The sequence below is a fragment of the Rhizobium sp. NLR16a genome (genome assembly GCF_017948245.1).
GTDB lineage: Bacteria > Pseudomonadota > Alphaproteobacteria > Rhizobiales > Rhizobiaceae > Rhizobium.
This window is the reverse complement of the sequence record NZ_CP072865.1, coordinates 1,035,483-1,049,769: the sequence shown is the minus strand read 5'-3', so window position 1 is coordinate 1,049,769 and position 14,287 is coordinate 1,035,483. Positions and strand designations below refer to the sequence as shown.

Genomic DNA, 14,287 nt, shown 5'->3' with positions numbered 1-14,287 from the left:
CGAAGAAGGCCACGGTTCCTGGCCACGATCATTGCCGCTTATGCTTAAAAAACGGCTAATCTTCAGAGGAAATTTATCTTGTTCCGCAAGACTTCATACACCATAAGAAACGCCGCCGAAGGCAATCCGGCGGCGTGTTCAATGCGGATGGAAGGCTTATTCGGCGGCCTGCAGCTGCTCCTCGCCGGGTGCCGCAAGCGGCCTTGTCGCGACCGACATCTCCTCGTGCAGGCGCGCCTCCTCATGCGCATGCGGCTTGGCGAAGCGGGCAAGCAGGAGATAGGCGACCGGTGTGATGAACAGCGTCACCAACGTGGCGAAACCGAGGCCGCCGACGATCACCCAGCCGAGCGCCACGCGCGCTTCCGCACCCGCGCCATGGGCAAAGACCAGCGGCACGCCGCCGAGAATGGTGGCGATCATCGTCATCATCACCGGGCGAAGGCGCAGCGCGCAGGCCTTTTCGATCGAGGAGCGCACGTCCTCGCCCCTGTCGCGCAGCTGATTGGCGAATTCGACGATCAGGATGCCGTTCTTCGCCATCACGCCGACGAGCAGCACCAGGCCGATCTGGCTGTAGATATTCAGGCTGGAGCCGGTGATGATCAAAGCGAAGACGGCGCAGGCAAGGCCGAGCGGCACGGTCGACATGATGATCACCGAGGAGAGCACGCTTTCGAACTGGGCGGCGAGAACCAGGAAGATGATGACGATGGCAAAGCCGAAGGTCAGCGCCATGCCGCTCGAATTCTCTTCCAGCGTCGCGGCTTCCGCAAGCGGCAGTAGACGCGCGCCGGGCGGCAGCAGGGGTTCCGCAAGTTCCGTCACCTGTCTGACTGCATCGCCGAGCGACATGCCGTTCCTGAGGCCGGCGGTGATCGCGACCGAGGCGAGCTGCTGCTCGCGGTTCAGCTGCGGCGCGACCGAACCTTCCTTCATCGTGGCAATGACGGACATCGGCACGATCTTGCCGTCGCTGGTTTTCATGAACACGTTTTCGAGATCCGTGGGATCATCGATCGGCCGCGTCGTCGAAGTCAAAAGCACGGGATAGGATTCGCCGTCGACGAAGACGTCGACCACCGAGCGCCCTTCGAGCAGCGACTGGATCGCCGTCGAAAGCCCTGATATGTCGATGCCGAGATCGGACGCGCGCTCGCGGTCGATCGCCACCGATACCTGCGCCTGGCTGGGCTCGTTGGTCAGCCGCGGCGTATCGTATTGGCCGGTGGCATCGAGCGCCTGCACCAGCTTGGCGGCCGCCGCCGTCAGCGCCTCGTGATCGTTACCAACAAGCGCCATTTGCACGCCGCTGCCGGCGCCGCGGATGCGCAGGCTGTTGGAGGAAATGGCGTTGCCGCGCAGCGCCGGCACCTTCGCCGCCGCCTGGTTGATGTCGCCGACGATCTCCGCCTGCGTCCTCTGCCGCTCTCCCCAAGGGGCAAGCGTCAGCACCATGAAGCCGCTGTTCAGCGAGCCGCCCTGACCGGAGATCGAGAAGACATTGCGGATGTCACCGCTGTCGACCAGCGGCTGCAGATATTCCTCGACGAGCTGCATCTTGTCTCGGGTATACTCCAGGCTCGATCCCTGCGGCGTCGTCAGCCGCATCATCACCAGCGACCGGTCCTCTTCCGGGGTCAGTTCACTCTTGACCGTCGAGAAGGCGATGAGTGCCGCGCCGGCAAAAATCATCGAGACCAGGATAACGACGAAGGGCGCATTGAGGCATCCGTGCAGCGCCCATTTATAGCAACGGGCGAGCGCGCCGCCGAAACGGCCGAGGGCGCCGTGATCTTCAATCATCGGCTTCGTCAACATGCGCGAGGCAAGCATCGGGCACAATGTCAGCGCCACGATCGACGACAGTCCGACCGAGAAGGCGAGCACGAAGCCGAATTCGCGGAAGAGACCGCCGACCTGCCCTGGCAGGAAGGAGAGCGGGATGAAGACGGCCGCGAGCGTCGCCGTCGTGGCGATAACGGCGAAGAATACCTCGCGCGTGCCGAGCACGGCGGCCGCACGCGGCCCCATGCCCTCGGCGCGCCGGCGCACGATGTTTTCGAGCACCACGATCGCGTCGTCGACGACGAGGCCGGTGGCGAGCACGATGGCGAGCAGCGTCAGGATGTTGATCGAGAATCCGACGATGTAGATCGCGGCCAGAGTCCCGATCAGCGCCACCGGCATGCTGACGGCCGGGATCAGCGTCGCCCGCCAGTCGCGCAGGAAGAGATAGATGACGGCGGTGACGATGACGGCGGCGAGCACCAGTGCCAGCACCACCTCATGGATTGCGCCCTGGATGAAGACGGCGTCGTCGCTGGTGATAGCGATCGTCGTTCCCTCAGGCAGCGTCTTCGACAGCTGCTCGACGGCAGCCTTGATGCCGGTCGAGATATTCAGCGTATTCGACTGCGCCTGGCGGATGATGCCAAGGCCGATGCCCGGCTTGCCGTTCGAACGCAGCGCCGTATCGCCGTCGCGGGGCCCGAGCGTCACGGTCGCCACGTCGCCCAACCGGACGCGGTCCTGCAGCATAACATTGGAAAAATCCGCCGGCGTCTGCAGGTTGGCGGTAGCGCGCACGACGATATCCTGCGTCGTGCTCTTCAGCGAGCCGGCGGGAACGTCGAGCGCGGCATTGTCCAGCGCCTTCGTCATGTCGCCGATCGTCAGCCCGCGGCTGGCAAGCGCTCCCTGATCGACATCGACGCGGAAGACCTTTTCCTGTTCGCCATATTCCTCGACATCGGCGACGCCGTCGACGGAGGCGAGGCGATCGATCACCTCGTTCTCGACCAGTTGCGTCAGGTCGTCCATGTTGAGCTTGGTCGAGGTGACGGCAAGGCGCATGATCGCCGAGGAATCTGAATCCGCTTTGACGATCTGCGGCGCATCCGCCTCGTCGGGCAGGTTCTGGGTGATGCGGCCGATTGCATCGCGCACGTCGTTGGCGGCGACCGCGAGATCAATCGCATCGGAGAATTCGAGCGTTACCCGGCTCTGGCCGAACGAAGAAGTAGACGAGATCGATTTCAGGCCGCTGACGCGGGCGGCGGCGCCTTCGATCACCTTGGTCAGTTCCTGGTCAATCGTCTGCGGCGAAGCGCCGTCGAAGGTGGTGCGTACCGTGACGACGGGACGGTCGACATCCGGCAGCTCTCGCACTTCGACGCCGACATAGGCTGCAAGGCCGGCGACGACCATTAGCGTGTTGAACACCAGCGCCAGGATCGGCCGGCGAACGAAAAGCGCGGTGAAGCTCTGCTTGCCCGACGCTCGGTCCTGAGGCATCTCGGTCACGCTCATTGGGTCGCGACCTCCCCGCTCGCGGCGATATCGGCGGAAACACGGACCGCGCCGCCCTCACGCACGCGCTGCAGGCCCTGCGTCACGATCTTATCGCCGTCCTTGAGATCGGCCTTGACGAGAATGAAGTCGGGATTGCGCTGCACGATTCTCACCCGCACCTTGTGCGACTTGTCGTCCGTCACCTGCCACACGAAAGATCCTTGCGAATCCCACTGCACGGATTGCGGATCGACCGCCGGGTATTTGTCGCCGGGAAATTTCATGCTGACGCTGAAGGACATGCCGGCGCGCAGCTCGTCGGAAGAGTTGTCGATCCGGGCGCGCAGGCGCAGCGTGCGGCTTGCCGCGTCGATACGGTTGTCGATCGCCTCTATCACGCCCGAAAACACCTGCCCAGGCTTTGCCACCGACATCGCCTCCACCGGCTGGCCGACTGCAACCGTATTGGAAAAACGCTCCGGCACCCAAAAGTCGACGAGGATTTCCGATCGGTCGTCCAATGTGACGATCGGCGTTGATGTCGTGACATTATCGCCGATATTGACCGGCACGATGCCGACGATGCCGTCAATCGGCGCCGTGATGTTGCGCCGGGCGAGATTGAGCTCGGCGGCCTGCAGCTGCAGCCGCGCGCCCTGCTCGGCGATCTCGGAATCGAAGACGTCCATGCGCGACACGCTGGATTTGATGTTGTGGTAGAGATTGGACTTCTCGACGGCGGCTTTCACCGCCACATCCGCCTGGCCACGGGCGATCACCTGCTCCTCGCTGTCCAGCTTGGCGAGAACCTGCCCCGCCTTCACCCTGTCGCCCGACTTGATGAGGATTTCGCGGATCGTGCCCGTGGCCTGCGGCGTAACCGCGACCGAGCGGATCGCATCCCCCGTGCCGATGGCGTTCAGCCGGTCGTTGACGACGCCTTGAACGACGGCCTGCGTCGCGACGAGAATGGCGCTGTTGCGCCCGCCGCCGCTGCGGTGGTTCTGTCCCTGTCCCGGCCCTTGGCCCCGTTGCCCCTGACCCCCGGCGGAAGCACCGGCATCAGCTGTTTCAGGAGCTTTAGGCGCGATCATGGAAACGAGGCTATCCGGAATGCCTGCATCGCGCATCTTATCGCCGGCGCCGGGCGCAAGGAAAACCCACGCGGCAAAACCGGCAATGATGACGATGAGCGAAAGTACAAACTGCTTCCAAAAGGCCATTCACGTCTCCGGAGGGACTCGAGGTTGGACCAGGGTCGGTCGAAAGAGGCGCTGCGCGATCGGCATCCCGGAGATCTAATCCCCAGGGATCGAGATTCCCGGCTGGTGCGACAATATCGCGCTTTTGCAGCTTAACGGCAAGCATAAGCACCCGGCATTACCGATTTGTAATATCAGCAAAGATTGGAAATTATCCGGCCGCTCACTTTTGCTTGAACGAAGCTCGCAAACGTCTTCTCGCCGTCTCTGTCGGTACGGGATATCCAGCAAAACCAGTGAAGAGCAATGTCTATCGGCGCATCGACCACCGCAGGCCGATCGTCGCTGCGATCCCCAGTATCGGCCACACCGCCCAGAAGGTCCCGCTCCAGGTGAAGAGGTTGATGCCGATGATGCCGAGCGCGACGATCGCGAGCGTGGCAAACTTGCGATCGAACCAGGTCTGGCCGCGATTCCAGGCAAGCGCCGCCACCACGGCAAGCGCCAGCACGGGAAACCGCGCCCAGAAAACGCCCTTCCACGACAGGAGATTGATGGCGATCAGCATGACGGCGATGACGCCGAGCACGGCAAACAGCTTCCGTCCGCCAGGCGCCGGCCTTGCCTCGGTCATGACGGCGGCCGCTGGCTGCGGCCGGGCGGCGGCCGCTGGCTGCGGCCGGGCGGCGACGGGTCGTTCGGCAGGCGGGGCCTCGTCGCTTCCGTCGCCGATTCTCACCGCATAGCTCGGCACGCCCTCTTCGACGTTCTTCACCATCAGCGGCCCGAGAAACTCGAAACCGACCGCCACCTTGTTGCGCACCTGGTCGTAGACGGTGCTCGATATCACGATGCCGCCGGGGGCGGCCGAGGCCTGCAGCCGCGCGGCGATATTGACACCGTCGCCATAGATGTCATCGCCCTCGACGATCACGTCGCCGAGATTGATGCCGATGCGGAAGAGCATGCGCCCGTCGCTTGGGCGGCGGGCATTGAAGCCGGCAAGTTCGTTCTGCGTATCGACGGCGGCGCGCACCGCCTCGACCACGCTCGGAAACTCGGCGATCAACCCGTCGCCCCAGGTGTTGACGACACGGCCGCCATGGCTTTCGATGAGGTGTGCCATCGCCTCGCGGCAGCGCTTCAGCGTCGCGAGCGTCCCCTCCTCGTCGGCTCCCATCAGCCGCGTATAGTCCTGCACGTCAGCACAGAAGATCGTCGTCAGCTTCCGCCGGGTTTCGCTCATGGTCACTCGCCTTTGCGCTATCGGCCCCGAAAGGTCGCTGCAAGGTGGAATTGGGTTGAGTGGAGACCAATATGAACGATTGCAGCGGCGGTAAATTACGCAGCCTTTGTGTTTGTTGCCATCGATAATTGCAGATCGCCGCCGGATGCGGACGAATGGATGGACGCGCACGACGCGCGTTAGCCCGGCGCGCCGCAAGAAACCCAGATCATTGAACGATCTTGCGCGGACTCGCCGTATGTTCTTTCGCCACGGTGCTCGAACCGTCGATTTCCTGAAGCAACACATCGTAGCCCCAGAGATCGGCGAGATGTTGAAGAACGAGCTTCGTGTCACCTTCCTGCAGATAGCAGCCGTTCATGACGATATGCTGCAGCAGCAGTCGCCGGTCGCCGGCGAGATCGACATCGACGATATCGATTGCCGGATCGGTCCAGCCGATATCGTATTCGCGGGAGAGCTGGCGGCGGATGCGCAGATAGCCACGCTCATTGTGAATTGCCGAGACCAGCACACCTTCGGTCTGTTCCGGGTCGTCGTAGAGATGGAACAGCCGCAACCGCCGGATCAGGTTCGGGCTCAGGAACTGACTGATGAAACTTTCGTCCCGATAATTTGCCCAAACGTCGCGCAGGACCCCCATCGCGTCGCCTCGTCCCGCAATATCGGGAAACCATGCCCGGTCCTCTTCCGTCGGCTTCGTGACGACCCTCTCGATGTCCTGCATCATCGCAAAACCAAGCGCATAGGGATTGAAGCCCGAGAACCGCCGATCGTCGTAGTTTGGCTGGAAGACGACATTGGCGTGGGACTTCAGGAATTCGAGGAAGTTCCCGTCGCTGATCTGCCCCCGCTCGTGAAGCCGGTTCATGATCTGGTAATGGACAAAGGTGGCGGTTCCCTCATTCATCACCTTAGTCTGCCGCTGGGGGTGGAAATATTGCGCGACGTGGCGGACGATGCGAAGGATCTCGCGCTGCCACGGCTGCAGCCGGGGCGCGGATTTCTCAAGAAAATAGAGGATGTTATCCTGCGGGAGACCGAGCGCGGCACGGCGCTTCTCCAAGCCGATGTCACCCGCCTTCTTCGCCTTGCCGACGGGAACCGTGCGCCACAGGTCGTTGAACATCTGCTCTTCGTGGGCGCGACGCTCCTGCTGCCGCTTCTCCTCCTGGCGAAGGTCGATTGTGGTCTTGCCGGCATATCGATGCACCCCATGCGACATCAGCGCATGCGCCGCATCGAGCGTTCTTTCGACGGCCGTCTCGCCGTAACGCTCTTCGCAGCGGGTGATATAACCCTTGGCGAAATCAAGGTAATCGAGAATTCCCTCGGCATCGGTCCAGAGCTTGAAGAGATAATTGTTCTTGAAGAAGTGATTGTGGCCGAAGGCCGCATGGGCGATGACGAGCGTCTGCATCGTCGCCGTGTTTTCCTCCATCAGATAGGAGATGCAGGGAGAACTGTTGATGACGATCTCATAGGCAAGGTCGCGCATCCCGCGGCGGTAGAAGGTTTCATGATGCGCAAAGTGTTTTCCGAAGGACCAATGGCGGTAAAACAGCGGCATGCCGGTCGAGGAATAGGCATCCAGCATCTGCTCCGAGGTGATGACTTCGATCTGGTTCGGATAGACATCGAGACCGAGCTCGCCGAGCGCGATCTCCTCGCACGCATCATGGATGCGCTGCAGCGTTGCAAAGTCCCAGTCGGCTCCCTCGAATAAGAGCCGCTCTCTTGGCCTCACCGTCATGGTCATGGCGTCACCTTCGACTGTGCCTCACGTTTCTGGAAGAGATCGTGGAAAACAGGGAATATTTCGCTTCGCCGGCAGACCTTGCGCATCGAAAGCGGCAGCGGTTCGGAACGGATCCCGTCATAGAGCATCCAGAGGGGCGACCGCGAGACTGAAGAATCGCCGCCTTCCTCGCCGACTTCGATATAGGCGAAATACTGGCACAGCGGCAAAATCTCGCGCAGCAGCTGCCCGGTCAGATTTCCGTCCGAATGGGCGTTGTCGCCGTCCGAGGCTTGGGCGCCATAGATATTCCACTCCGCCGGATCGAAACGCGCCGCGATGATCGCCCGCATGGCGGCAAGCGCGCTCGACACCAGCGTGCCGCCCGTCGCAGGACCGTAGAAGAAGGTTTCTTCGTCGACCTCCTCTGCCCTGTCAGTATGGCGGATGAAGACGATTTCCACTTTCTTGTAGCGTTTCGACAGGAAAAGGTAGAGCAGCAGGTAGAACCGCTTGGCAAGGTCCTTCATGTGCTCCGACATGGAGCCCGAGACGTCCATCAGGCAGAACATCACCGCTTTGGCGACAGGCTTCGGCTCGTTTTCGAAGCGGCGATAACGCACGTCGAGCGGATCGATATAGGGAATGCGCCGGCTTTTTTCCGTCAGGGATTTGAGTTTTGCCTCAAGCGTCACGCGGGTCTCGTCGTCCTCGCATTCCTCGATCTGCCGCTGCAGGGCTTCGATTTCTTCGCGGCGCGGGCGGCCAAGCGCAACGCGGCGCATCATCGCCAGCTTCGTGGTGCGACCGACGGCAATGTTGGCGGGGGATCCCGATACGGAATAACCGGCCCGAAACGGAGTTTCTTCCTCCGTTTCGGCTAGACGCCGCTTGGCAAGGTCTGGCAATTCAAGATCATCGAGGAACACATCGAGGAATTCCTCCCGCGTCAGCACGAAGCGGAAGCCGTCCTCACCGTCGCCTTCGCCTGCATCTTTTGGTTTTCCGCCCTTTCCACCCGGCGGCCGCGGAATGATGTCCCCTTCGACGAAAGCCCGGTTCCCGGGCAGGATGTGATCGGCGATGCCGCCTTCGCCCCGTCGAAAGCTTGGTTCGGCCATTCCATCGATCGGCAGGCTGATCTCCCCACCGTCGAGCACGTCTCGAATGTTTCGATTTTGCAGCGAACGTTTCACCGCCTGCTGCACGGCTCCCTTCATGCGTCGAAGGAACCGCTGACGATTTTCCAGACTTTTACCGCGCGGATTTAGCCGCCGGTCGACAATGTGCATAATGGCTCCGCATTAACTTGCCTGTTTGACGCGCATGTACCATTCGACGAGGCGCCGAACCTGCCGTTCCGTGTAACCTCGCGCGGCCATGCGCGAGACGAATTCGCTATGCTTCTTTTCTGTTTCCGAATCCTTCTTCGATCCGAAGGAAATGACCGGCAAGAGATCTTCGACCTGCGAGAACATACGCTTCTCGATGACTTCCCGGATTTTCTCGTAGCTCGTCCATGACGGATTTTTTCCGCCGTTGGCTGCCCGCGATCTCAGAGAGAACTTGACAATTTCGTTGCGGAAGTCCTTTGGATTGGCGATCCCCGCCGGCTTTTCGATCTTCGTTAGCTCCTGGTTGAGGAGCTCGCGGTCGAGAAGCTGACCGGTATCGGGATCCTTGAAGTCCACATCTTCGATCCAGGCATCGGCATAATCTACATAGCGGTCGAACAGATTCTGTCCGTAGTCCGCATAGGATTCAAGATAAGCCTTCTGAATCTCGTTGCCAATGAACTCTGCGTAGCGTGGCGCAAGATCGGCCTTGATGAATTCCAGATAACGCTTCTCGACATCGTCGGGAAACTGCTCGCGACGGATCGCCTGTTCCAGCACATACATCAGATGGACGGGATCGGCGCCGATATCCGTGGTGTCGTGATTGAAGGTGGAGGCGAGCACTTTGAAGGCGAAACGGGTCGATATCCCGTCCATGCCTTCGTCGATCCCGGCAGCATCCCGGTATTCCTGGACGCTGCGGGCGCGTGGATCGCTTTCCTTCAGGCTCTCCCCGTCATAGGTGCGCATCTTCGAGAAGAAGGTCGAATTCTCGTGCTTGCGCAGGCGCGAAAGGACGGAGAACCGCGCCAGCATTTCGAGCGTTGCCGGGGCGCATGGTGCATCCACCAGTTCCGATCCCTCGATCAGCTTTTCGTAGATCTTCTGTTCCTCTGTCACCCTGAGACAATAGGGCACTTTGATCACGCAGATGCGGTCGATGAAGGCCTCATTGTTCTTGTTGGCCTTGAAGGTCTGCCATTCCGCCTCGTTCGAATGCGCAAGGACGATGCCGGAGAAAGGTATGGCGCCGATATTCTCGGAGCCGATATAATTGCCCTCCTGCGTTGCCGTCAGCAGCGGGTGCAGCATCTTGATCGGCGCCTTGAACATCTCGACGAATTCGAGCACGCCCTGATTGGCACGGTTCAGTCCGCCCGAATAGCTGTAGGCGTCCGGATCGTTCTGAGAATAGGTTTCCAGTTTGCGGATATCCACCTTGCCGACCAAAGAGGAGATGTCCTGGTTGTTCTCGTCTCCAGGCTCGGTCTTGGCAATCGCGATCTGGCGCAATCGCGAGGGTTGTATCCTGACGACGCGGAATCGGGAGATATCGCCGCCGAAATCGTCGAGCCGCTTCAGGCACCACGGGCTCATCAATCCGTTCAGGCGCCGCTGCGGGATCCCGTACTGCTCCTGCAGGAGCGAGCCCATCGTCTCGGGATCGAAGAGATTGAGCGGGCTTTCGAACACAGGGCTGATCTCGTCACCGGCCTTCAGCACGTAGATCGGATACACCTCCATCAACTGCTTCAGCCGCTCCGCCAGCGACGACTTGCCGCCGCCGACCGGACCGAGCAGATAAAGAATCTGCTTGCGCTCCTCGAGCCCCTGCGCCGCATGCCGAAAAAAGGAGACGATGCGTTCGATTGTCTCTTCCATGCCGTGAAAGCCGGCAAAGGCCGGATAAACCCGGATGGTCCTGTTCATGAAGATCCTGCCGAGGCGCGCGTCCTTGGCGGTGTCCACCATCTGTGGTTCGCCTATGGCAGCGAGCAGACGCTCGGTCGCGTTGGCATAGGCGATCGGGTCGGTTTTGCAGAGATCGAGATATTCCGACACCGACATGTCGCTTTCGCGGCGCGATTCATAACTGCGTGTGAACGCATCGAATACGGATTCACTCAGCATGGGACCTCCATTAAGGTAATGCCGCAGGCTCTAAGCCGTATAACCATCGAGATGGCCACGGCGTTCCTAAGAATCAATAGTTTCGTAGGTATATTCCACGCTGACCGGCCGTTTGTGGCAATGCACAAAATCGTGCATGCACCGGTATTTTTTTACTCCACGAAACTGTTTCTTATTGTAGTTGAGAAAAGGCTTGTCGCGATATCAGCACATTTAGCGACGTGACATGGAAGTAAAAAAGGTATGCAATAGCGCCCGTGATTCGAGCCGTAAATAATCGGCGATTGCCCGCCGGTGAGAGCCAGTCGGCTCCGACAGCGGGCAGCGAGTTCGCCGCCCGCAGAATGAAACCGGGCGAACGTCACATCCGACCGGCATATCCTACTCATGCGCCTCCTGGCTCTCAGCCGTTGAACGCCTTTTCCAGCGCAGCCACATCGATCTTGACCATGCCGAGCATGACTTCGGTGACGCGCCTTGCCCGCTCGCGATCTTCGTCGGCGATCATCTCGGAGAGCGCGCGCGGGACGATCTGCCAGGAAAGGCCCCAGCGGTCCTTCAGCCAGCCGCAGGCCTCCGGCGTGCCGCCATTGGCGAGGAAGGCATCCCATATCCGATCGATCTCCGCCTGGCTTTCCAGAAGGATCGCTATCGAAAAGGAATGGTTGAAGCTGTCGAGCGGACCGGCCTTCATCGCCAGGAAGGCTTGGTCGCCAAGCGTGAACTCGATCAGCTCGACGCTGCCGGGAGGGCCGCTCGGGGTTTCCGCCGGAAGTATGGTGGTTCGGCCGATCCTGGAATCCGGAATGATCGACACGTAGAATTCTACGGCTTCGCGTGCCTGCTCCGCGAACCAGAGATTTGAAATGACCTTGGGCATGGACAGCCTCCTTGTTGGCGAGTATCCCGGACTTCTGTCCGATGCTTCGAGGACGTCTGGTCGGCACCGGTTCCGACAGGCCGCGATCGGATTTTTTGGCCGCCCACCCCCCCCAATAGCGGTGGCTCGGGAATGAAAGCAGAACATCTTTTCTGGTCTTTCCTTCCCGAATCACTACATTACGCGCCATGAGCAATAGTTTCGACGATATTCCCTTCTTCGACGAGGAGCCGGGCGATGTGGCGCGTAAGCCGCAGCCGTCTGTCGCAACCGCCGGAAGGCCGGCCGCCGGCGGCGGCATCGCCGCCCGCGCCATGGCGGCCCGTGACGGCGGCAAACGGCCGGACTATCTCGCCGGATTGAACCCGGAACAGACCGAAGCCGTCGAAACGCTGGAAGGCCCCGTCCTCGTGCTCGCCGGCGCCGGCACGGGAAAGACGCGCGTGCTGACGACCCGCATCGCCCATATCCTCAATACCGGCCGCGCCTTCCCGTCACAGATCCTCGCCGTCACCTTTACCAACAAGGCCGCGCGCGAGATGAAGGAGCGCATCGCCCTGCTCGTCGGCGGCGCCGTCGAAGGCATGCCGTGGCTCGGCACCTTCCACTCGATCGGCGTCAAGCTCCTGCGCCGCCATGGCGAGCTCGTCGGCCTGAGCTCCGGTTTCACCATTCTCGACACCGACGACGTCGTGCGCCTGATCAAGCAGCTGATCCAGGCCGAAGGCCTCGACGACAAGCGCTGGCCGGCAAAGCAGTTCGCCGGCATGATCGACACCTGGAAGAACAAGGGCCTCGGACCGGCCGATATTCCCGAAGGCGACGCCCGCGCCTTTGCCAATGGCCGCGGCCGCGATCTCTATTTCGCCTATCAGGCGCGCCTGTCGACGCTCAACGCCTGCGATTTCGGCGACCTGCTGATGCATCCGATCGCGATCTTCCGCAAGAATCCGGATCTTTTGAAGGAATATCACGGCCGCTTCCGCTATATCCTTGTCGACGAGTACCAGGACACCAACACTGCTCAGTACATGTGGCTGAGGCTTCTTGCCCAGCGCGCCAAGGGTGAGCCGCAGAATGTCTGCTGCGTCGGTGACGACGACCAGTCGATCTATGGCTGGCGCGGCGCGGAGGTCGACAATATCCTGCGCTTCGAGAAGGATTTCCCCGGCGCCAAGGTGATCAAGCTCGAGCGCAATTACCGATCGACCGAACATATCCTTGGCGCCGCCGCCCATCTGATCGCCCATAATGAAGGCCGCTTGGGCAAGACGTTGTTCACCGATCGCGCCGACCCAGATGACGTCAAGGTCCAGGTTCACGCCTCCTGGGACTCGGAGGAGGAAGCCCGCGCCATTGGCGAGGAGATCGAGCAACTCCAGCGCAACAAGCATCTGCTGAACGACATGGCGATCCTCGTGCGCGCCTCCTTCCAGATGCGCGAATTCGAAGATCGCTTCGTCACCCTTGGCCTCAACTACCGCGTCATTGGTGGCCCGCGCTTCTATGAGCGCCTCGAAATCCGCGATGCCCTGGCCTATTTCCGCCTGGTGGCGCAGCCGGCCGACGACCTCGCCTTCGAACGTATCATCAACACGCCGAAGCGCGGCCTCGGCGATACGACGGTGCGCGCGCTGCACGATTATGCACGCGCCCGCGACATCCCGATGCTGGCGGCCGCCGCCGACATCATCGAGACGGACGAGCTGAAGCCGAAGGCGCGAAAAGCCCTCTTCGACGTGATTCAATCTTTCCGCCGATGGCAGGAACTGCTTGAAAACACGCCACATACCGAACTTGCCGAGCAGATCCTCGAAGAGTCCGGCTATACCGACATGTGGAAGAACGACAAGAGCGCGGAAGCCCCGGGCCGCTTGGAAAACCTGAAGGAACTGATCCGCTCGATGGAAAGCTTCGAGTCAATGCGCGGCTTTCTCGAACACGTCTCCCTTGTGATGGATGCCGACACCAACGAGAACCTCGACGCCGTCTCGATCATGACGCTGCATTCGGCCAAGGGCCTGGAATTCGACACCGTTTTCCTGCCCGGCTGGGAGGAAGGCCTTTTTCCGCACCAGCGCTCGCTCGATGAAAGCGGCCGTGCCGGCCTGGAGGAGGAACGCCGCCTCGCCTATGTCGGCATCACCCGCGCCAAACGTCGCTGCCACATCTGGTTCGTCTCCAACCGCCGCATCCACGGTCTCTGGCAATCGACCCTGCCCTCGCGTTTCCTGGACGAATTGCCGGAGACCCATGTCGAGGTCGCCGAGATGGAACAGAGCTACGGCGGTTACGGCCGCGGCGGTTACGGCCAGTCCCGCTTCGACAAAGCCGAACCCTTCGCCAACTCCTATTCGACCCCCGGCTGGAAGCGCGCCCAGGCCAACAGGACCGACGCCACCCGCGACAATTGGGGCACCCGCTCCGGCCACGCCGTCGAACGCATCGGTTATGGCGAAAACGGCCCGAAGGGACGCACGATCGACGGGGAACTGGTGGCGAAGTCCACGTCCTCTGAATCATCGCGCTTCACCCTCGGCGACCGCGTCTTCCACCTGAAATTCGGCAATGGCAACATCACTGGCATCGAAGGCAACAAGCTGACGATCGATTTCGATCGCGCCGGACAGAAGCGGGTGCTGGACGGGTTCGTCGAGCGCGTGTGATTTTGCGGTTATA

General features: G+C 61.2%; 8 protein-coding genes. 1 reads left to right on the top strand and 7 read right to left on the bottom strand.

The genetic code is table 11. The features are described from left to right. Window positions 1-156 precede the first annotated feature (156 nt). The 7 genes from J7U39_RS04830 to J7U39_RS04800 form a co-directional block, all read right to left on the bottom strand. Window positions 157-3,312: an efflux RND transporter permease subunit gene (locus J7U39_RS04830; protein ID WP_210630645.1), complete on the bottom strand. Its 3,156-nt coding sequence runs from the start codon at window positions 3,310-3,312 to the stop codon at window positions 157-159. Further along, window positions 3,309-4,517, bottom strand: coding sequence for an efflux RND transporter periplasmic adaptor subunit (locus J7U39_RS04825; protein WP_210630644.1), 1,209 nt, complete (start codon window positions 4,515-4,517; stop codon window positions 3,309-3,311). The genes J7U39_RS04830 and J7U39_RS04825 overlap by 4 nt, the downstream gene beginning before the upstream one ends. 289 nt (window positions 4,518-4,806) lie before the next feature. After that, complete coding sequence (locus J7U39_RS04820; protein ID WP_210630643.1) at window positions 4,807-5,742, bottom strand: adenylate/guanylate cyclase domain-containing protein; 936 nt, start codon at window positions 5,740-5,742, stop codon at window positions 4,807-4,809. Window positions 5,743-5,950: 208 nt separating this feature from the next. After that, entirely contained in the window at window positions 5,951-7,501 is a 1,551-nt protein-coding gene (locus J7U39_RS04815) for a SpoVR family protein (protein WP_210630642.1), read from the bottom strand. Further along, on the bottom strand, window positions 7,498-8,772 hold the full coding sequence (locus J7U39_RS04810; RefSeq protein WP_210630641.1) for a YeaH/YhbH family protein: 1,275 nt from the start codon (window positions 8,770-8,772) through the stop codon (window positions 7,498-7,500). Before J7U39_RS04810 ends, J7U39_RS04815 begins: the two co-directional genes overlap by 4 nt. 12 nt (window positions 8,773-8,784) lie before the next feature. Further along, window positions 8,785-10,728 (bottom strand): PrkA family serine protein kinase, encoded by a 1,944-nt coding sequence (locus J7U39_RS04805; RefSeq protein WP_210630640.1) that lies wholly within the window; start codon window positions 10,726-10,728, stop codon window positions 8,785-8,787. Between the two features lie 403 nt (window positions 10,729-11,131). Continuing rightward, the gene (locus tag J7U39_RS04800) at window positions 11,132-11,608 is read right to left on the bottom strand and encodes a VOC family protein (protein WP_088391641.1); all 477 of its coding nucleotides are present in this window, start codon (window positions 11,606-11,608) and stop codon (window positions 11,132-11,134) included. Window positions 11,609-11,796: 188 nt separating this feature from the next. Between J7U39_RS04800 and J7U39_RS04795 the strand changes: the two genes are divergently transcribed. After that, window positions 11,797-14,274, top strand: coding sequence for a UvrD-helicase domain-containing protein (locus J7U39_RS04795; protein WP_210630639.1), 2,478 nt, complete (start codon window positions 11,797-11,799; stop codon window positions 14,272-14,274). The last annotated feature ends 13 nt before the right edge of the window (window positions 14,275-14,287 follow it).

Excerpts from the sequence above, each read along its gene's own strand:
- J7U39_RS04810 (WP_210630641.1), bottom strand. The coding sequence starts at position 8,772 with ATGCACATTGTCGACCGGCGGCTAAATCCGCGCGGTAAAAGTCTGGAA.
- J7U39_RS04800 (WP_088391641.1), bottom strand. The coding sequence starts at position 11,608 with ATGCCCAAGGTCATTTCAAATCTCTGGTTCGCGGAGCAGGCACGCGAA.
- J7U39_RS04805 (WP_210630640.1), bottom strand. The coding sequence starts at position 10,728 with ATGCTGAGTGAATCCGTATTCGATGCGTTCACACGCAGTTATGAATCG.
- J7U39_RS04815 (WP_210630642.1), bottom strand. The coding sequence starts at position 7,501 with ATGACCATGACGGTGAGGCCAAGAGAGCGGCTCTTATTCGAGGGAGCC.
- J7U39_RS04820 (WP_210630643.1), bottom strand. The coding sequence starts at position 5,742 with ATGAGCGAAACCCGGCGGAAGCTGACGACGATCTTCTGTGCTGACGTG.
- J7U39_RS04825 (WP_210630644.1), bottom strand. The coding sequence starts at position 4,517 with ATGGCCTTTTGGAAGCAGTTTGTACTTTCGCTCATCGTCATCATTGCC.
- J7U39_RS04830 (WP_210630645.1), bottom strand. The coding sequence starts at position 3,312 with ATGAGCGTGACCGAGATGCCTCAGGACCGAGCGTCGGGCAAGCAGAGC.
- J7U39_RS04795 (WP_210630639.1), top strand. The coding sequence starts at position 11,797 with ATGAGCAATAGTTTCGACGATATTCCCTTCTTCGACGAGGAGCCGGGC.